This is a genomic window from Roseovarius sp. (assembly GCF_965228755.1).
Taxonomy (GTDB): Bacteria; Pseudomonadota; Alphaproteobacteria; order Rhodobacterales; family Rhodobacteraceae; genus Roseovarius.
The window spans coordinates 377,440-397,141 of record NZ_CBDDIG010000008.1; the positions used below are offsets into that span (position 1 = coordinate 377,440).

17 protein-coding genes are annotated in these 19,702 nt (G+C 65.2%); 14 read left to right on the plus strand and 3 right to left on the minus strand.

Features of this window, described 5'->3' with window-relative positions; all coding sequences use genetic code 11:
- The first annotated feature begins 212 nt into the window (after positions 1–212).
- The 7 genes from rplJ (at position 213) to ACO07J_RS15680 (ending at position 12,099) form a co-directional block, all read left to right on the plus strand.
- Entirely contained in the window at positions 213–731 is a 519-nt protein-coding gene (rplJ, locus tag ACO07J_RS15650; protein WP_300896465.1) for a 50S ribosomal protein L10, read from the plus strand.
- 78 nt (positions 732–809) lie between these two features.
- A complete protein-coding gene (rplL, locus tag ACO07J_RS15655) occupies positions 810–1,193 on the plus strand; it encodes a 50S ribosomal protein L7/L12 (RefSeq protein WP_350130851.1) in 384 nt (127 codons plus the stop codon).
- Positions 1,194–1,339: 146 nt separating this feature from the next.
- On the plus strand, positions 1,340–2,422 hold the full coding sequence (locus tag ACO07J_RS15660; RefSeq protein ID WP_422030616.1) for a glycosyltransferase: 1,083 nt from the start codon (positions 1,340–1,342) through the stop codon (positions 2,420–2,422).
- A gap of 231 nt (positions 2,423–2,653) precedes the next feature.
- Positions 2,654–6,790, plus strand: coding sequence for a DNA-directed RNA polymerase subunit beta (rpoB, locus tag ACO07J_RS15665; RefSeq protein WP_422030618.1), 4,137 nt, complete (start codon positions 2,654–2,656; stop codon positions 6,788–6,790).
- Positions 6,791–6,892: 102 nt separating this feature from the next.
- The gene (gene rpoC, locus ACO07J_RS15670; RefSeq protein ID WP_422030620.1) at positions 6,893–11,137 is read left to right on the plus strand and encodes a DNA-directed RNA polymerase subunit beta'; all 4,245 of its coding nucleotides are present in this window, start codon (positions 6,893–6,895) and stop codon (positions 11,135–11,137) included.
- 396 nt (positions 11,138–11,533) lie between these two features.
- Entirely contained in the window at positions 11,534–11,905 is a 372-nt protein-coding gene (locus tag ACO07J_RS15675) for a hypothetical protein (protein WP_422030622.1), read from the plus strand.
- On the plus strand, positions 11,902–12,099 hold the full coding sequence (locus ACO07J_RS15680) for a helix-turn-helix transcriptional regulator (protein WP_422030623.1): 198 nt from the start codon (positions 11,902–11,904) through the stop codon (positions 12,097–12,099). The genes ACO07J_RS15675 and ACO07J_RS15680 overlap by 4 nt, the downstream gene beginning before the upstream one ends.
- A gap of 151 nt (positions 12,100–12,250) precedes the next feature.
- Here the strand turns inward: ACO07J_RS15680 and map are convergent, their stop codons facing one another.
- Positions 12,251–13,105, minus strand: a complete 855-nt coding sequence (gene map, locus ACO07J_RS15685) for a type I methionyl aminopeptidase (protein ID WP_422030625.1) — start codon at positions 13,103–13,105, stop codon at positions 12,251–12,253.
- Positions 13,106–13,241: 136 nt separating this feature from the next.
- Here map and ACO07J_RS15690 point away from each other — a divergent pair, with 136 nt between their 5' ends.
- Positions 13,242–13,895 carry a hypothetical protein gene (locus tag ACO07J_RS15690; RefSeq protein ID WP_422030627.1) on the plus strand — a complete coding sequence of 218 codons (654 nt, stop codon included), beginning with the start codon at positions 13,242–13,244 and terminating at the stop codon, positions 13,893–13,895.
- On the opposite strand, the gene sfsA is transcribed toward ACO07J_RS15690, so the two are convergent.
- Positions 13,879–14,592: a DNA/RNA nuclease SfsA gene (sfsA, locus tag ACO07J_RS15695; RefSeq protein ID WP_422030629.1), complete on the minus strand. Its 714-nt coding sequence runs from the start codon at positions 14,590–14,592 to the stop codon at positions 13,879–13,881. The two genes, ACO07J_RS15690 and sfsA, sit on opposite strands and share 17 nt — an antisense overlap.
- 48 nt (positions 14,593–14,640) lie before the next feature.
- On the opposite strand from sfsA, the gene ACO07J_RS15700 reads away from it, so the two are divergent.
- The 6 genes from ACO07J_RS15700 (at position 14,641) to ACO07J_RS15725 (ending at position 18,998) form a co-directional block, all read left to right on the plus strand.
- Positions 14,641–15,363, plus strand: a complete 723-nt coding sequence (locus ACO07J_RS15700) for a competence/damage-inducible protein A (RefSeq protein ID WP_422030631.1) — start codon at positions 14,641–14,643, stop codon at positions 15,361–15,363.
- Entirely contained in the window at positions 15,360–16,094 is a 735-nt protein-coding gene (locus tag ACO07J_RS15705) for a GNAT family N-acetyltransferase (protein WP_422030633.1), read from the plus strand. Before ACO07J_RS15700 ends, ACO07J_RS15705 begins: the two co-directional genes overlap by 4 nt.
- Positions 16,091–16,663, plus strand: a complete 573-nt coding sequence (locus tag ACO07J_RS15710; protein ID WP_422030635.1) for a peroxidase-related enzyme — start codon at positions 16,091–16,093, stop codon at positions 16,661–16,663. The genes ACO07J_RS15705 and ACO07J_RS15710 overlap by 4 nt, the downstream gene beginning before the upstream one ends.
- A 5-nt stretch (positions 16,664–16,668) precedes the next feature.
- Complete coding sequence (locus tag ACO07J_RS15715) at positions 16,669–17,622, plus strand: OmpA family protein (RefSeq protein ID WP_422030637.1); 954 nt, start codon at positions 16,669–16,671, stop codon at positions 17,620–17,622.
- A gap of 5 nt (positions 17,623–17,627) precedes the next feature.
- Positions 17,628–18,467, plus strand: a complete 840-nt coding sequence (locus ACO07J_RS15720; RefSeq protein ID WP_422030639.1) for a carbon-nitrogen hydrolase family protein — start codon at positions 17,628–17,630, stop codon at positions 18,465–18,467.
- 75 nt (positions 18,468–18,542) lie between these two features.
- Entirely contained in the window at positions 18,543–18,998 is a 456-nt protein-coding gene (locus ACO07J_RS15725; protein WP_422030641.1) for a methylated-DNA--[protein]-cysteine S-methyltransferase, read from the plus strand.
- Here the strand turns inward: ACO07J_RS15725 and ACO07J_RS15730 are convergent.
- Positions 18,995–19,693 (minus strand): CDP-alcohol phosphatidyltransferase family protein, encoded by a 699-nt coding sequence (locus ACO07J_RS15730; protein ID WP_422030643.1) that lies wholly within the window; start codon positions 19,691–19,693, stop codon positions 18,995–18,997. The two genes, ACO07J_RS15725 and ACO07J_RS15730, sit on opposite strands and share 4 nt — an antisense overlap.
- Between the last annotated feature and the right edge of the window lie 9 nt (positions 19,694–19,702).

A 19,702-nucleotide genomic window follows, 5' to 3' on the forward strand; every position in this document is an offset into this window, starting at 1 on the left:
GCGGGGCCGCCAAGGTGGTCTCGTCCTGTCCGAGATGGAGGGTTGGGCATCCGCCCAATAATTCCTTCCTGAGATGGGGAACGAGTTGAGATTCCATGCGAAGGCCCTGCCTTCGGGTGATCTTGGTCTCGGGACCCTGAAATTGGACCCGAACGGCGGGGCAACCCGCCAGAACTGAGCCGGGGGGCAACCCCCAAATTTGGAGTGAAACTGTGGATAGAGCCCAGAAAGAGAAAGTGGTCGAGGAACTCGGCCAGATCTTCGAAAGCTCTGGCGTTGTAGTGGTCGCCCACTACGCGGGTCTCACGGTTGCAGAAATGCAGGATCTTCGCGCTCGCGCCCGCGCGGCCGAAGCATCCGTTCGCGTTGCCAAGAACAGGCTCGCCAAGATCGCCCTTGAGGGCAAGCCGTGCGAAAGCATTGCCGATTACCTCACGGGCATGACCGTGCTCACCTTCTCGGAAGACCCTGTGGCAGCAGCCAAGGTCGCCGAGGACTTCGCCAAGGATAACAAGAACTACGAGATCCTTGGCGGGGCAATGGGCTCGGATCCCCTGGACCGGGCCGGTGTCGAAGCCGTGTCGAAGATGCCCTCGCGCGACGAGCTTATCGCTCAGATCGCAAGCTGCATCGGCGCACCCGCTTCGAACATTGCCGGGGCCATTGGCGCACCTGCCTCGAACATCGCGAGCATCCTTTCGACCATCGAAGAGAAGGCCGAAGCTGCATAAGCGCAACTGGAACATCCCGCGTGTGGGGCAATCGCCCGACGTTGGAACACAAACTTGGAAAACGGAAAGAGCTGTAAAATGGCTGATCTGAAGAAACTCGCCGAAGAGATCGTTGGTCTGACGCTTCTCGAGGCACAAGAACTGAAAACCATCCTGAAAGACGAGTACGGCATCGAGCCCGCCGCTGGCGGCGCCGTCATGATGGCCGGCCCGGCCGGTGGCGACGCCGGTGGCGACGCTGGTGAAGAGCAAACCGAATTCGACGTGATCCTGAAGTCCGCTGGCGCTTCCAAGATCAACGTCATCAAAGAGGTGCGCGCAATCACCGGTCTTGGCCTGAAAGAAGCCAAGGAACTGGTCGAAGCCGGTGGCAAGGCCGTCAAGGAACAGGTTTCCAAAGACGAAGCAGAAGACCTCAAGAGCAAGCTGGAAGCAGCTGGCGCAGAAGTCGAGCTCAAGTGATCAGGCCCGGCGGTGCGACGGATCACGCCGCGCCGCCGGTTCCCGGTTCATCTGCAAAGGCACGCCCCCCGCGGCGTGCCTTTGTGCATTGAAAGGGCAGGGGACACGCTCCCGCCTCCATGTAACCCCAGGCCGATCCGTCCCGCATGACCGCCCGCCGCACATATCTCTTCCCGCTGCCCGAGGTGGCCAAGCCGGTCGGCGGCGTGAACGTGCTGCTCCAGATCATCGAGGTGCTGCGCCGTGCCGGCTATGACGCCGCGCCGCTCTACGCCTCGCCCGGCTATACCTACCGCTTCTGGCCCTACACCGGCGACGCCTTCCACGACCCTGCGCTCGCCTCGCTCGCCAACCCGTTCGAACGCCGCCTGACCCGCCTGAAGCAGAAGCTCTCCGGCCTGCTGCCCCGCAGCGGCGCCAACCCTTTCCGCCGCCCCGGGCCGGGCGATGTCATTGTCGCCCCCGAATTTTGCCTGACCGAAATCGCCCGCGTCTATCCCGACAACCCCCTCGTGCTGGCCGTGCAGAACGGCTTCGGCCTGCTGCTGGCCCGCCACTGGGACAAGACCGGCAATGTCATGGGCAAGGTCGATGCCGCCTTCTCCATCTCCGAGGCCTGCCACGCCGCCCTCCGCCACGCCTATCCCGGCCCGGCCGAGCGCATCACCCTCCCGGTGGACCAGCCCGGCCTCGACTATACCGAGGCCAAGCAGCGCCGCATCGCCTACATGCCCCGCAAACGCCCCGAACAGGCCCGCTTCGTCGCCGACACGCTGGCCGCCCTGCCCGAACTCAAGCGGTGGGAGCTGACGCCGATCGACGGCCTGCCCCCCGGCCAGGTCGCCGCCGCCCTGCGCGAGGCGCTCATCTTCCTCTCCTTCTCGGAACAGGAGGGCTTCGGCCTGCCCCCGGCCGAGGCGATGAAGGCCGGCTGCATCACCATCGGCTATGCCGGCATCGGCGGAGAGGAATTCTTCGACGCCACCACCGGCATCAAGGTGCCCGACGCCGATTTCGCCGCCCTGATCGACGCCACCCGCGCCACTGTTACCGAGTATGACCGCGACCCGGCCCGCCTTGATTCGCTCCGCCGTGCCGCCTCGGCCGTGATTGCCAGGAAATATTCCCGCAGCGCCTTCGAAACCACCGTCAAATCCGCCTGGGCGGGCCTCGATGCCGCCCTCGGTCCCGCTGAAAACCCGAAGGGAAGCAAGGTAAACCATACGTGAGCGAGAAACCGCCCTTGACGCCCTTGCGGTCCGAACAAATATGATGCTACGAGATCACCTCACTTAACGCATCTTGCCAAACCTGTACGTACGCAGGTTTGGCTAGGTGCGTTTCGATGTCCGAGCGTTCAGCCTGGCACGCTGCACAGGAATGGGACACCGAACCGCCTGAACAGTCACTTCGCCGGTTGCCGCCCCGCGAAGTGGCGTGAGTACAAGGACAGCGCCCTTATGCCCGCGAGCTATCTCGGCCAGAAACGTCTCCGCAAATATTATGGCAAAATCCGCGAAGTGCTGGAGATGCCGAACCTCATCGAGGTTCAGAAATCCTCCTACGACCTTTTCCTGAACTCCGGCGACCAGCCCGACCCGCAGGACGGCGAAGGCATCAAGGGGGTTTTCCAGTCGGTCTTCCCGATCAAGGATTTCAACGAAACCAGCGTGCTGGAATTCGTCAGCTACGAGCTGGAAAAACCCAAATACGACGTCGATGAGTGCATGCAGCGCGACATGACCTACAGCGCCCCGCTGAAGGTCACCCTGCGCCTGATCGTGTTCGATCTCGACGAGGATACCGGCGCCCGCTCGGTCAAGGACATCAAGGAACAGGATGTCTTCATGGGGGACATGCCGCTCATGACCCCGAACGGCACCTTCGTCGTCAACGGCACCGAGCGCGTGATCGTCTCCCAGATGCACCGTTCGCCCGGCGTGTTCTTCGACCACGACAAGGGCAAGACCCATTCCTCGGGCAAGCTGCTCTTCGCCTGCCGGATCATTCCCTATCGCGGCTCCTGGCTCGACTTCGAATTCGACGCCAAGGATATCGTCTTCGCGCGGATCGACCGTCGCCGGAAACTGCCGGTGACCACCCTGCTCTATGCCCTCGGGCTGGATCAGGAAGACATCATGAACGCGTATTACGATACGGTCGACTACAAGCTGAAAAAGAAGAAGGGCTGGGTCACCAAGTTCTTCCCCAACCGCGTGCGCGGCACCCGGCCGACCTATGACCTGATCGACGCCGCTTCGGGCGAGGTGATCGCCGAGGCCGGCAAGAAGATCACGCCCCGCGCCGTCAAGAAGCTGATCGACGACGGCAACGTGAAAGAGCTTCTCGTTCCCTTCGAGCAGATCGCGGGCCGTTTCGTGGCGCGAGACATCATCAACGAGGAAACCGGCGCGATCTATGTCGAGGCCGGCGACGAGCTGACGATCACCCGCGACAAGGACGGCGAAATCACCGGCGGCACGGTGATGGACCTGATCGAGGCGGGCGTCACGGATATTCCCGTGCTCGACATCGACAACATCAATGTCGGCCCGTACATGCGCAACACCATGGCGCAGGACAAGAACATGAACCGCGAAACCGCGCTCATGGATATCTACCGCGTCATGCGCCCGGGCGAGCCGCCGACGGAAGAGGCCGCCTCGGCTCTCTTCGACACGCTGTTCTTCGATGGCGAGCGCTACGACCTCTCCGCCGTGGGCCGCGTGAAGATGAACATGCGCCTCAACCTCGACAAGCCCGACACCCAGCGCACGCTGGACCGCGAGGATATCGTGGCCTGCGTCAAGGCGCTCGTGGAACTGCGCGACGGCAAGGGCGACATCGACGACATCGACCACCTCGGCAACCGCCGGGTGCGCTCGGTCGGCGAGCTGATGGAGAACCAGTACCGCGTCGGCCTCCTCCGTATGGAGCGCGCCATCAAGGAGCGTATGTCCTCGGTCGAGATCGACACCGTCATGCCGCAGGACCTGATCAACGCCAAGCCGGCGGCGGCCGCGGTACGGGAATTCTTCGGCTCCTCGCAGCTGTCGCAGTTCATGGACCAGACCAACCCGCTGTCCGAGGTCACCCACAAGCGGCGCCTCTCGGCGCTCGGGCCGGGCGGCCTGACGCGCGAACGCGCGGGCTTCGAGGTGCGCGACGTTCACCCGACCCACTATGGCCGGATGTGCCCGATCGAGACGCCGGAAGGCCCGAACATCGGCCTGATCAACAGCCTCGCCACCTTCGCCCGCGTGAACAAGTACGGCTTCATCGAGACGCCCTACCGCCGCGTGAAGGACGGGCAGGTCACCGACGACGTGACCTACATGTCCGCCACCGAGGAAATGCGCCACACCGTCGCCCAGGCCAACGCCACGCTCGACGACAACGGCAAGTTCGTCAACGAGATGGTCAACACCCGCCAGTCGGGCGAATACATGCTGGCCCCGGTCGAGCATGTCGACCTGATCGACGTCTCGCCCAAACAGCTGGTCTCGGTCGCGGCCTCGCTCATTCCGTTCCTCGAGAATGACGACGCCAACCGCGCGCTGATGGGCTCGAACATGCAACGTCAGGCGGTGCCGACGCTCCGGTCCGAGGCCCCGCTCGTGGGCACCGGCATCGAAGGCGTCGTCGCGCGCGACTCGGGCGCCTCGGTGCTCGCCCGCCGCGCCGGCGTGATCGACCAGGTCGACGCCCAGCGGATCGTGATCCGCGCCACCGAGGATCTCGAAATCGGCGATCCCGGCGTGGATATCTACCGCATGCGCAAGTTCCAGCGCTCGAACCAGAACACCTGTATCAACCAGCAGCCGCTGGTGAAGGTGGGCGACACCGTGGGCAAGGGCGAGGTCATCGCCGACGGCCCGTCGACCGACCTGGGCGAACTGGCACTCGGCAAGAATGTGGTCACGGCATTCATGCCGTGGAACGGCTACAACTTCGAAGACTCGATCCTGATCTCGGAACGCATCGCCCGCGATGACGTGTTCACGTCGATCCATATCGAGGAATTCGAGGTCGCCGCCCGCGACACCAAGCTCGGACCGGAAGAGATCACCCGCGACATCCCCAACGTCGGCGAGGAAGCCCTGCGCAACCTCGACGAGGCGGGCATCGTCTATATCGGCGCCGACGTGCAGCCGGGCGATATCCTCGTGGGCAAGATCACCCCCAAGGGCGAAAGCCCGATGACGCCGGAAGAGAAACTCCTCCGCGCCATCTTCGGCGAAAAGGCCTCCGACGTGCGCGACACCTCGCTGCGCGTGAAGCCGGGCGACTACGGCACCGTGGTCGAGGTTCGCGTCTTCAACCGCCACGGGGTCGAGAAGGACGAGCGCGCACTCCAGATCGAGCGGGAAGAGGTCGAACGCCTCGCCCGTGACCGCGACGACGAGCTCGCCATCCTCGAGCGCAACATCTACGCCCGTCTGAAGGACCACATTCTCGGCAAGGTCGCCGTGAAGGGGCCCAAGGGCGTCAAGGCCAACTCGGAAATCACCGAGGAGCTGCTGGAAACGCTTTCGCGCGGCCAGTGGTGGCAGCTTGCGCTGAAGGAAGAGAAGGACGCCCAGATCGTCGAGGCCCTGAACGAGCAGTACGAGGCGCAGAAACGCACCCTCGACGCCCGTTTCGAGGACAAGGTCGAGAAGGTCCGCCGCGGCGACGACCTGCCGCCGGGCGTGATGAAGATGGTCAAGGTCTTCATCGCCGTGAAGCGCAAGCTTCAGCCGGGCGACAAGATGGCCGGCCGTCACGGCAACAAGGGCGTCATCTCCAAGGTGGTCCCGATGGAAGACATGCCCTTCCTTCAGGATGGCACCCCGGTCGACTTCTGCCTCAACCCGCTCGGCGTGCCGTCGCGGATGAACGTCGGCCAGATCCTCGAAACCCACATGGGCTGGGCGGCCCGCGGCCTCGGCATCAAGATCGACGAGGCGCTGCAGGAATACCGCCGCTCGGGCGACCTGACCCCGGTCCGCGAGGCGATGAAGATCGCCTATGGCGACGATGTCTACGAAGAAGGCATCGCTCCCATGTCCGAGGAAGGGCTGGTGGAAGCCGCCGGCAACGTCACCCGTGGCGTGCCGATCGCGACCCCGGTCTTCGACGGTGCGAAAGAGCCTGACGTGAACGACGCGCTGAAACGCGCGGGCTTCGACGAAAGCGGCCAGTCCATCCTGTATGACGGCCGCACCGGCGAACAGTTCAGCCGCAAGGTGACCGTCGGCGTCAAGTACCTGCTCAAGCTGCACCACCTTGTCGACGACAAGATCCACGCACGCTCGACCGGGCCGTACAGCCTCGTCACCCAGCAGCCGCTGGGCGGCAAGGCCCAGTTCGGCGGCCAGCGGTTCGGCGAGATGGAGGTCTGGGCACTGGAAGCCTACGGCGCGGCCTACACCCTGCAGGAAATGCTGACGGTGAAATCCGACGACGTGGCAGGCCGGACCAAGGTCTACGAGTCGATCGTCAAGGGCGAGGACAATTTCGAGGCCGGCGTGCCCGAAAGCTTCAACGTGCTGGTGAAGGAAGTCCGCGGCCTCGGCCTCAACATGGAACTCCTGGACGAGGAGGAAGACGAGTAACGGCGCACTCCGGTGAGTTAGGCCCACCCTGCGATCCGTAGGGGGGGTGCCAACCCACCACCGCCGAACGGCTTCCTCCTTACCCGATCAAAGGATTTGAACATGAACCAGGAACTCACGAACAACCCGTTCAACCCTGCGGCCCCCGCCAAGGTGTTCGACGAAATCAAGGTCTCGCTGGCCAGCCCGGAACGCATCCTCAGCTGGTCCTACGGCGAGATCAAGAAGCCCGAAACCATTAACTACCGCACGTTCAAGCCCGAGCGTGACGGCCTGTTCTGCGCGCGCATCTTCGGCCCGATCAAGGACTACGAATGCCTGTGCGGCAAGTACAAGCGGATGAAATACCGCGGCGTCGTCTGCGAGAAATGCGGCGTCGAGGTCACGCTCCAGAAGGTCCGGCGCGAGCGCATGGGCCATATCGAGCTGGCCGCCCCCTGCGCCCATATCTGGTTCCTGAAATCGCTGCCCTCGCGCATCGGCCTCATGCTCGACATGACCCTGCGTGACCTCGAGCGCGTGCTCTACTTCGAGAACTACGTCGTGATCGAGCCGGGCCTGACCGACCTGACCTACGGCCAGATGCTCACCGAAGAAGAGTTCATGGACGCCCAGGACGCCTACGGCATGGATGCCTTCACCGCCAATATCGGCGCCGAGGCGATCCGCGAGATGCTGCAGAACATCGACCTCGAATCCGAGGCCGAGCAGCTCCGCGCCGACCTGGCCGAGGCCACCGGTGAACTCAAGCCCAAGAAGATCATCAAGCGCCTCAAGGTCGTCGAGTCCTTCCTCGAATCCGGCAACCGCCCGGAATGGATGGTCATGACCGTGATCCCGGTGATCCCGCCGGAACTGCGCCCGCTCGTCCCGCTGGACGGCGGCCGCTTCGCGACCTCCGACCTCAACGACCTCTACCGCCGCGTGATCAACCGGAACAACCGCCTCAAGCGGCTGATCGAACTGCGCGCGCCCGACATCATCGTCCGCAACGAAAAGCGGATGCTGCAGGAATCGGTCGACGCGCTCTTCGACAACGGCCGCCGCGGCCGGGTCATCACCGGCGCCAACAAGCGCCCGCTCAAGTCGCTCTCCGACATGCTCAAGGGCAAGCAGGGCCGCTTCCGCCAGAACCTTCTCGGCAAGCGGGTCGACTTCTCGGGCCGTTCGGTCATCGTGACCGGCCCGGAACTCAAGCTGCACCAGTGCGGCCTGCCCAAGAAGATGGCGCTCGAGCTGTTCAAGCCGTTCATCTACTCACGGCTCGAAGCCAAGGGCATGTCCTCGACCGTCAAGCAGGCCAAGAAACTGGTCGAGAAGGAACGCCCCGAAGTCTGGGATATCCTCGACGAGGTGATCCGCGAGCACCCGGTTCTCCTGAACCGCGCGCCCACGCTTCACCGCCTCGGCATCCAGGCCTTCGAACCCGTGCTGATCGAAGGCAAGGCGATCCAGCTTCACCCGCTCGTCTGCTCGGCGTTCAACGCCGACTTCGACGGTGACCAGATGGCCGTCCACGTGCCCCTCTCGCTGGAAGCCCAGCTCGAGGCGCGCGTCCTGATGATGTCGACCAACAACGTCCTGTCGCCCGCCAACGGCGCCCCGATCATCGTGCCGTCGCAGGACATGGTCCTCGGCCTCTACTACACCTCGATCATGCGCGAAGGCATGAAGGGCGAAGGCATGGTCTTCTCCTCGATCGACGAGGTGCAGCACGCGCTCGACTCGGGCGAGGTGCACCTGCACGCCAAGGTCACCGCGCGCCTTCCCCAGATCGACGAGGAAGGCAACGAGGTGGTGCAGCGGTTCGAAACCACGCCGGGCCGCGTCCGTATCGGCGCGCTCCTGCCGCTCAACGCCAAGGCGCCCTTCGAACTGGTCAACCGCCTCCTTCGCAAGAAAGAGGTGCAGCAGGTCATCGACACCGTCTACCGCTACTGCGGCCAGAAGGAGAGCGTGATCTTCTGCGACCAGATCATGTCGATGGGCTTCAAGGAAGCCTTCCGCGCCGGCATTTCCTTCGGCAAGGACGACATGGTCATCCCCGACACCAAGTGGACGATCGTCGAAGAGACCCGCGAACTCGTGAAGGGCTTCGAGCAACAGTACATGGACGGTCTGATCACCCAGGGCGAAAAGTACAACAAGGTCGTCGACGCCTGGTCGAAATGCAACGACCAGGTGACCGAGGCGATGATGGGCACCATCTCGGCCGAGATCACCGACGAGAGCGGCGCCGTGCAGGAACCCAACAGCGTCTACATGATGGCGCACTCGGGCGCGCGGGGCTCGGTCACGCAGATGAAACAGCTGGGCGGCATGCGCGGCCTGATGGCCAAGCCGAACGGCGACATCATCGAGACGCCGATCATCTCGAACTTCAAGGAAGGCCTCACCGTGCTGGAGTACTTCAACTCCACCCACGGCGCCCGTAAGGGTCTGTCGGATACGGCACTCAAGACCGCCAACTCCGGCTACCTGACCCGCCGACTCGTCGACGTCGCGCAGGACTGCATCGTGCGCCAGCACGATTGCGGCACCGAACGCGCGATCACCGCCGAGGCCGCCGTCAATGACGGCGAAGTGGTGGCGTCGCTGGCCGAGCGCGTGCTGGGCCGTGTCGCGGCCGAGGACATCCTCGACCCGGCAACGGGCGAGGTGGTCGTCGCCAACGGCCAGCTCATCGACGAGCGCCTCTCCGACGCAATCGACCAGGCTGCCGTGCAAACCGCCCGGATCCGCAGCCCGCTGACCTGCGAGGCCGATGACGGTGTCTGCGCCATGTGCTACGGTCGTGACCTCGCCCGCGGCACCATGGTCAACACCGGCGAAGCGGTCGGCATCATCGCCGCCCAGTCGATCGGCGAACCCGGCACCCAGCTGACGATGCGGACCTTCCACATCGGCGGCGTGGCGCAGGGTGGCCAGCAGTCGTTCCTCGAAGCCAGCCAGGAAGGCACGGTCGAGTACGAGAGCGCCCAGACGCTCGAGAACTCGTCGGGCGAAACCCTGGTCATGGGCCGCAACATGAAACTGCGGATCATGGGCGACAACGGCGCCGAGCTGGCCAGCCACAAGATCGGCTACGGCTCCAAGCTGTTCCTCAAGGAAGGCGACAAGGTCAAGCGCGGCGACAAGCTGTTCGAGTGGGATCCCTACACCCTGCCGATCCTCGCCGAGAAGAGCGGCACCGCCCGTTTCGTCGACCTCACCAACGGCGTCTCCGTGCGCGAGGTGACCGATGACGCCACCGGCATGACCCAGAAGATCGTGACCGACTGGCGTGCCGCCCCCCGCGGCAACGAGCTGAAGCCCGAGATCCTGATCGCCGACGCCGATGGCGAGCCGGTGCGCAACGATGCCGGTCACCCGGTCACCTACCCGATGTCGGTCGACGCCATCCTGTCGATCGAGGACGGGCAGGAGGTCAGCGCCGGCGACGTGGTCGCCCGGATCCCGCGCGAAGGCGCCAAGACCAAGGACATCACCGGCGGTCTGCCGCGTGTGGCCGAACTCTTCGAGGCACGTCGCCCGAAGGATCACGCCATCATCGCGGAAATCGACGGCTACGTCCGCTATGGCCGCGACTACAAGAACAAGCGCCGGATCAGCATCGAACCGGCCGACGAGTCGCTGGAGCCGGTCGAGTACATGGTGCCCAAGGGCAAGCACATCCCCGTTCAGGAAGGGGATTACGTGCAGAAGGGCGACTACATCATGGACGGCAACCCCGCGCCCCACGACATCCTGTCGATCATGGGGGTCGAGGCCCTGGCCGATTACATGATCAACGAGGTGCAGGAGGTCTATCGTCTGCAGGGCGTGAAGATCAACGACAAGCACATCGAGGTGGTCGTCCGCCAGATGCTCCAGAAGTGGGAGATCCTCGACAGCGGGGAAACCACGCTTCTCAAAGGCGAGCATGTGGACAAGGCCGAATTCGACGCGGCCAACGAAAAGGCCATCGCCAAGGGCAAGCGCCCGGCACAGGGCGAGCCGATCCTTCTCGGGATCACCAAGGCTTCGCTCCAGACCCGGTCGTTCATCTCGGCGGCGTCGTTCCAGGAAACCACGCGCGTGCTGACCGAAGCCTCGGTCCAGGGCAAGCGTGACAAGCTGGTCGGCCTCAAGGAAAACGTCATCGTCGGCCGCCTCATCCCGGCGGGCACCGGTGGCGCGACCCTCAAGGTCCGCTCGATCGCCCAGGGCCGCGACAACGTGGTCATCGAGGCCCGCCGCGAGGAGGCCGAAGCGGCCGCCGCGCTCGCGGCCCCGGATGCCAACGACGTGGTCGGCGGCGACGAGTTCGACAACTTCGTCGAAACGCCGGAAAGCCGCGAAGAATGAGCATCGCTCTGACGGAAACAAAGAAAGGCCCCGCCACCCAGCGGGGCCTTTTTCGTTTTGGGGCATACATTGCTGTCGGGATATCGCCCGGAATCAAGCCGAAGGCGCCGGGCGAGCGCCGGCCCGTCCCCACGGGCAGGCGCTTTGGCGGGTGTTGCGTGACGTTCTCAGGGAACATGTGCTCGGCACCATAAACCGCCCACCAATCCCGTTGCAGCGCCTCCCCACGGGCCGCCGCCCGCCCGACGCCCCCCAACCCCTCTCGGAAAACCACCACCGTAAGGTGGGTGAAACCCACCTCCCCACCTTCTCAAAACCCGAAGATGTAAAGCACCCTTGACATAGCGGCCAACCTTCCCCAAATGTAAAGCACACTTTACAAAAGGAGGCCGCCCGATGAAACGCAACCTCGCCCTCATGCTCGTGGGCTTTGCCGCCTACGCCTTCGCCCTGGTCTTCTCGCAGAAGCTCCTGCAAACCGGCCCCCACGGCGATACCGCCCGCATCCTCCTCTCCCTCGCCCCCATGTTGCCGGCGGTCTTCATCTGCGGGGTCATCATCCGCACCATCCGCCACCTCGACGAGATGCAGCGCAAGCTGCAGGTCGAGGCGCTGGCCTTCGCCTTCGCCGGAACCGCCCTCCTCACCTTCGGCTACGGCTTCCTCGAAGGGGCGGGCCTGCCGACGCTGTCGATGTTCGTGGTCTGGCCGCTGATGGCAGCGCTCTGGGTGATCGGCACCGTCATCGGCCGCATCCGCTACGGATGAAGAACCGCATCCAGGAACTGCGCCGCCAGCGCGGCTGGTCGCAAGCCGACCTTGCCAGCCAGCTCGGCGTCTCCCGCCAGACGGTCAACGCCCTCGAACGCGGCCGCTACGACCCCAGCCTGCCGCTGGCCTTCACCATCGCCCGCCTGTTCGGCGCCGCCATCGAGGAGGTGTTCGAGCCCGATCCGGACTGACCCGCAACGCCCGGCGCGTTAACCCGGCCCGACGGGCCGGGGTGTCGGCAAAAAATACCGACGTAATACCGACGTGATACCGACGCGATACCGACATCGCGTTTCGCCATGTTTTCAGTGAATTAACCGTGATTCGCCGCGAACAGGGGATTCACCCCCAGGTGGGGTGGAATTTACCCGCTGTCGACAGCGTGAAGATCTCGCACCCGTCCGCCGTCACCCCGATGGAATGCTCGAACTGCGCCGAAAGCGACTTGTCCCGCGTGATCGCCGTCCAGTCATCCGACAGCACCTTGGTCTCCGGCCGCCCGAGGTTCACCATCGGCTCGATGGTAAAGAACATGCCTTCCTCCAGCACCGGCCCCGTACCGGGGCGGCCATAGTGCAGCACGTTGGGCGGCGCATGGAACACCCGGCCCAGCCCGTGACCGCAGAAGTCCCTGACAACGCTCATCTTATGGCCTTCGACGAAGCTCTGGATCGCGTGGCCGATATCGCCGAACGTGTTGCCCGGCTTCACCGCCTCGATCCCCTTCATCAGGCTGTCATGGGTCACCTGCATCAGCCGCTCGGCATAGGGCTTCGGCTGGCCGGCCACGAACATCCGGCTGGTGTCGCCATACCAGCCATCGACGATCACCGTGACGTCGATATTCAGGATATCGCCATCCATCAGCGTGTCATCCGTGCGCCGGTTGGTGTCATTCTTCCACTTCGGCAGCTTGCTTCCCGGAATTCCGTGGCAAACCACGTGGTTGACGCTGATACAGCTCGCGTGCTGGTACCCCTTGTACCCGATCGTCGCCGAGGTCGCCCCGGCCTTGTTGACATGGCCCTCGATCATCCGATCGAGCGCGCCGGTGGTCTGGCCCACCTGCACATGCGGCGCCACCTCGTCGAGGATACGCGACGCCAGCTCGCCGGCCTTGTGCATGCCGGCAAAGTCGTCCCGCTCATGGATGCGGATCCCGTCGCGTGTCAGCTTGCCGCGATGTTCGTTCTTCACGGTTGGCTCCCGTAACTACCCGTTCCGCGTCTATCTATGACAGATGCCCCGGATGCGCCAGAGGGCCCGCCTGCGGCCTTCTGCGCCACGCGGTTCCGGTGTAATCTGCCATCATTGTCAGACCAAAGGTAGTGCCATGAATGGATTGTCCAAGCTTTTTCACCTGTTAGCCTCTGCCCTGCTTGTCTCTGCGGCGGCCCCGGTCCGGGCCGATGACTGCCTCGCCGAGGTTCAGGCCCTCTGGGCCACCGGCGCCCCGCTCGACGCCTACCAGCGCCCGCAGCACCGCCACGTCAACACCGTGCGCGATGCCGACGGGAACGTGACACAGGTCTACCAATCAATCATCGAAACGCCCCTGCGCACCATCGCCGGCGTCGAAGGCGCCCATATGACGATGGCGATCGACAACGATATCTGGACAGGCCCGGGCGAAAACGGTCCCTGGACCCCGCAACAGGGCTTCACCGGCGACCGCCGCGCCCAGCACGAGGCCGACCGGCAGCAGCGACAGGCCAACGTGACCGCTGTCACCTGCCACGGCACGGTCAAGGTCGACGGCGCCAGCTACCACTCCTACAGCTTCACCACCAAATCCGACCCGAACGAGGAGATGGGCGGCATCTGGTACGGCTCCTCCGACACGGTCTATATCGACCCGGAGAGCCGACAGGTGATGATCTGGGAGATGGGCACGTTCGTTTCGTCCTGGGCGCCGGAACCCAACGGCGAACAGCACCGCGTGGTCTATACCTACGACCCCTCGGTCAAGCTCACCCGGCCGGAGTGAACGCCAGCGGCCCCGCCACGTCCACGGCGTCGGGGGTGATCGCACAGCCAAGGCAGATGGTCTCGACCCCGGCCGCGCTGGCCGCTTCGTAGGCCGCGGCATAGGCCGGGTCGATATCCGCCGCCAGCGTGACCGCCGCGCAATCCGTCCTCTGAACCAGGAACAGCATCACCGCCCGGTGCCCGGCCCGCGCCATTTCCGCCAGTTCCAGCAGGTGCTTGCGCCCCCGCGCCGTCACGCTGTCGGGAAACTCCGCCAGCCCCGCCTGCCGCGACAGGGTGACCGACTTTACCTCCACGTAGGCATCCGGCAACCCCTTCTCCTGCAACAGGAAATCAATCCGGCTGCCGGCGCCGTACTTCCGCTCGGGCAGCACCGTGCCATAGCCTTCCAGCCCCGGCACCGCCCGCGCCTCCAACGCGGCTTTCAGCGCCCGGTTCGGCAGCCCGGTATCGACCCCGGTGAAATGCCCATTGCCGTGATCCACCAGCCGCCAGCCATAGTTCAGCTTCTTCCTCGGGTCGTCATTGGGCTCGACCCAGATGCGCATTCCCGGCTCCGCCAGCCCCATCATCGAGCCCGGATTGGCGCAATGCGCCACCACTTCGCGCCCGTCCGCTTCCAGCCGGATATCGGCCAGGAACCGTTTGTACCGGCGAAGAAGCCGCGCCGGCTCAAGAGGGGTTTGAAAGCGCATGAATCAGGGCCTATACCGATCTGACGACCCGTTCAAGAAAGGCCGCCGATGCCCAACCCCACCGCCGCCATGCTCGTCATCGGGGATGAAATCCTCTCGGGCCGCACGCGCGACGCCAACATGCACCACCTCGCCAAGGTGCTGACGGAACGCGGCATCGACCTGCGCGAGGTGCGCGTGGTCAGCGACGACCCCGACGCCATCACAAACGCCGTGAAAACGCTGTCGGACACCTACGATCACCTCTTCACCTCGGGCGGCATCGGCCCCACCCATGACGACATCACCGCCGACAACGTGGCCCGCGCCTTCGACACCCCGATCGACGTGCGCGAGGATGCCCGCGCCCTGCTTGCAGCCCATTACGAGAAAAGCGGCCAGGCCCTGAACGAGGCCCGCCTGCGCATGGCCCGCATTCCCGAGGGCGCCACGCTCATCGACAACCCGGTCAGCATTGCGCCGGGCTTCACGCTGGGCAACGTGCATGTCATGGCCGGCGTCCCCCGCATCTTCGAGGCGATGCTGGAAAGCGTCCTGCCGACCATCACCGGCGGGTCGCCGGTGCTGTCGCAAACCCTACAGATCATGCGGCCCGAGGGCGACATCGCGGGCCCGCTGGCCGAGCTGGCACAGCGCTATCCGGACCTGTCCATGGGCTCCTATCCGTTCCAGCGCGAGGGGGCGTTCGGCGCCAATGTCGTGCTGCGCGGGCCCGATTCCGAAAGGCTCGACGCCGCGATGGCCGAGCTGCAAAAGGCGTTCCCGGAATGACCCCCGACATCGAAACCCTCTACGGCGTGATCGACGCCACATGGGCCCCCGCCGCCATGACGCAGGCCGGTCCCTGGACGATCCGCGAAGGGCAGGGCGGCGGCCAGCGCGTCTCGGCCGCCACGGCGAACGGCCCGGTCACCGAGGGCGACTTGCCGCAAGCCGAAGATGCGATGCGCGCGCTTGGCCAGACACCGCTTTTCATGATCCGCAGGGGGGATGACGCGCTCGACACGATGCTCGATGCGCGCGGCTACAAGGTGGTCGACCCCGTGAACCTCTGGATCGGCCCGGCCCAGCCCCTCGCCGACGAGGCCGGCCCGCGCGCCAAGGCCTACGCCGTGTGGGAGCCGCTGGCGATCCAGATCGACATGTGGGCCGATGGCGGCATCGGCCCCGGCCGCATCGCGGTGATGCACCGGGTCGCCGCCACCAAGACCTCGATCATCGGCCGGTTCGAACACACCCCCGCCGCCACCGCCTTTGTCGGCCTGCATGCGGGCGTCGGCATGATTCACGCACTCGAAGTGCCAAAGGCGATGCGCCGCAAGGGCGTCGCCGTGCGCGCCTGCCGCCAGGCCGCGCTCTGGACGGTGCAGAACGGCGGCACGTTCATCTCGGCCCTCTGCACACAGGCCAACACCGGCGCCAACGCCCTCTATGCTTCCCTCGGCCTTGGGGTTGTGGGACAGTACCACTACCGCAAACTACAGGAAGACAGCCCGTCATGAGCCAAGACGATCAGCCCACCGCCCTCGATCTGCCGATGGCCGACCCGCTGCCGCCCGAGACGCGGAAATACTTCGACGTCTGCATGGACAAGCTGGGCATGGTGCCGAACGTGCTGAAGGCCTACGCCTTCGATATCGACAAGCTCAACGCCTTCACGGCCATGTATAACGACCTGATGCTGGCCGACAGCGGGCTGACCAAGCTGGAGCGCGAGATGATCGCGGTGGTCGTCTCCTCCATCAACCGCTGCTGGTACTGCCAGGTGGCCCATGGCGCGGCCGTGCGGGCGCTCTCGGGCAAGCCCGAACTGGGCGAGGCGATGGTGATGAACTGGCGCATGGCCGACCTCGATGCGAAACAGACCGCCATGCTGTCCTTCGCCGAGAAGGTGACCAAGGCCAGCGCCGAGGTGATCGAGGATGACCGGCAGGCCCTGCGCGATGCGGGCTTCTCCGACCGCGATATCTGGGACATTGCCAGCGTCGTCGGCTTCTTCTCGATGTCGAACCGCGTGGCCAGCGCGACGGGGATGCAGCCCAACCCCGAACACCACGCCCAGGCGCGCTGACGCCGTTGGCCGGGCTGAAGCGCCTCCTTCTCCTGTTCCCGCTTCTGGCCGGGGGCGCCTGCATGGCGCAGGCGCTCGACCTGACCGTGCCGGGCGATGCCGACCTGACCCGCGAAGAGCAGAGCGCGGCCGAGTCCTACCTGCTGCCCACCGGCCCCTTTGCCGACGGAAAGGTCCCCTCGATCGACGTCGAAGGCCTTGTCACCCGCCAGGCCTGGCGGATCGAGGGCGAGGGGCTGACGACGCTCAAGCTGCTGACCCCGCTGCGCGACCAGCTGCAGGAGGCGGGCTACGAAATCCTCTTCGACTGCGCCGACCGGGAATGCGGCGGCTTCGATTTCCGCTTCAACATCAGCGTCCTGCCCGCGCCCGACATGTTCGTCGACCTGTTCGATTTCCGCTTCCTGTCCGCCCGCAAGAAGGACGGGGCCGCCGCGGAATACGTCTCCTGCCTCGTAAGCCTGACGGGAGAGACCGGGTATCTCCAACTCGTCACCGTGGGCGGCGGGCAGGCCCCCACCATCGAGATCGGCGAGATCGGTGCCGTGACGCCGGCCACACCGCCGCAACCGGTGGAGGCGGCGAAGCTGATCGAACAATTGCTGGGCCAGGGGCACGTCGTGCTCCCCGACCTCGAATTCGACAGCGGCTCGGCGGCATTGGCGGAAGGGCCGTACGATTCTCTCGCCGCGCTTGCCGCCTTCCTGAATGCCGATGCGGCGCGGCGCATCGCGCTGGTCGGCCATACCGACACGGTGGGCGGGCTCGACCCGAACGTCGCCCTCTCCCGCCGCCGCGCGGCATCGGTGCTGGAACGGCTGGTGTCGCGCTATGAAGTGCCCCGTGCGCAGATGGAATCGAACGGCATGGGCTACCTCTCGCCCGTGGCCCCCAACACCACCGAGGCCGGGCGCGAGACCAACCGCCGGGTTGAAGCCGTCCTGCTGAACGCCGAATGACCGGGATGTCCGGATCCGCCTCGCTACGCCTGCTCGCCTGCCAGATCGACGTGCCGCCCATGACCCGCGCCGAGGAGCGTGACGCCCACCTGTCCCGGACAACCCGGCTGGTCTCCGACGCGCTGTCCGAGCGGCCCGCCGATCTTGTCGTACTGCCCGAACTGTCCAGCATCGACTACTCCCGCCCCGCCTTCGATGCGCTGGATGCACTGGCCGAACCGCTGGAGGGCCCGTCTTTCCAGGCATGGGCAAGGGTGGCACAGATGCATGACGCTCATATCGTCTTCGGCTTTGCCCGACAGGCCGGCCCCGACAGGTTCATCAGCATGGGTGTCGCCGCCCCGGATGGCACCTGTCTCGGCGCCTATGACAAGCTGCATCTCTGCCAGTACGGCGCCTCGATGGAGAAGGAATATTTCACCCGCGGCGATCACGTCCTGACCTTCGAGGTCAACGGCCTCACCTGCGCCCCGATCGTCTGCTACGACATCCGCATCCCGGAACTGTCCCGCAGCCTGACCCTGAAGCACGGGGCCGACATCATCCTGCACAGCGGCGCCTATTACCGCGACGAGAGCTTTGCGACCTGGCATGACTTCATCACCGCCCGGGCGCTGGAGAACCAGGTCTACCTGCTCAGCCTGAACCGGGCGGGCACACATTTCGGCGGCTCGGCCTTCTGCCGCCCGTGGATGGATGGGACCCGGCCGAAACACCTGTTCGACCCCCACAAGGAAGACCTCCGCTGGTTCGACGTGACCAGAACCGAGATCGCCGAGGCGCGGGAGGGATACACATTCCTGAAGGACCGGCTGCCGGATTACGATGCCCTGCCGCGCGACTAGCCAATGCGCAGGAATCGGGGCGCACGGCCCCCCGAAACGCGCTATCCTCCCCGGCAACGCCGAAGGAGGCCGCCCATGTATTCCGCAACCCTGCCCACCCCGGTCGGCCCGCTGACCGTCACCAGCAACGGCACCGCCATCACCCGCGTCACGTGGGACGCGCCCGAAGGCCATGACAATCGCCCCGAACTAACCGAGGCCCTGTCACAGCTCGACGCCTATTTCGCCGGAACGCGCAAGGAATTCGACCTCCCCCTCGCTGTCGAGGCGCCCGATTTCCAGGTCGCGGTCTGCGAGGTCATGCAATCCATCCCCTTCGGCGAAACGCTCACCTACGGCGATATCGCCAAGCGACTCGGCGTGCCCGCCCAGGCCGTGGGCCAGGCCTGCGGCGGCAACCCGATCCCGGTGATCATCCCCTGCCACCGTGTGCTCGGCGCGACCTCACTTGGCGGGTACTCGGGTGAAGGCGGGGTGGAAACGAAGGTCTGGCTCCTGCGCCACGAGGGCGCGGCGGGCCTGCTGCTCTAGGCCTTGCGCCGTTCCGGGATGATCTGCTGCACGATCCCGGCAAACAGCAGGTAGACGCTCGTCGTCACCAGCCCCCAATGCGCCCAGCTTTCCGGGTGGAAATCGACCCACGCCGCCCAGCCGGCAAAGAAGGTCCACGCCACCGCGATCGGCAGCGTCACGACCCGCCAGCGTTTGGTCCGCGCCGGGTGCACGAATTTCAGCGGCAGGAACATCGCCACCGCCATCGACACCACCAGCACGAGGATCAGCCAGAAGTTCGGCTCGACCGCGAACAGCACCAGCACCAGCATGTTCCAGCAGCCGGGAAAGCCGTGGAACGAGTTGTCCTTGGTCTTCATCTTGGTGTCGGCGAAATACATCGCGCTGGCATAGGTGATCACGATGATCGCGAACCAGCCCGTCCAGCCCGGCAACAGGTCGGAGCTGAACAGCGCGAAAGCCGGGATGAAGACATAGGTCAGGTAGTCGATGATCAGGTCGAGCAGCACGCCGTCGAACCGGGGCGAATACTTCTGCACCTGGTAATGCCGGGCCAGCGGCCCGTCGACCCCATCGACGGCAAAGGCCACCACCAGCCAGAGGAACATCAAGTCCCATTTCTCGTCCACCGCCGCCAGCATGGCCAGCATGGCGAACACCGCGCCGGTCGCGGTCAGAAGGTGAACGAGGAGGGCCTTGAACCTGTCCGTCATGGCGTTGTC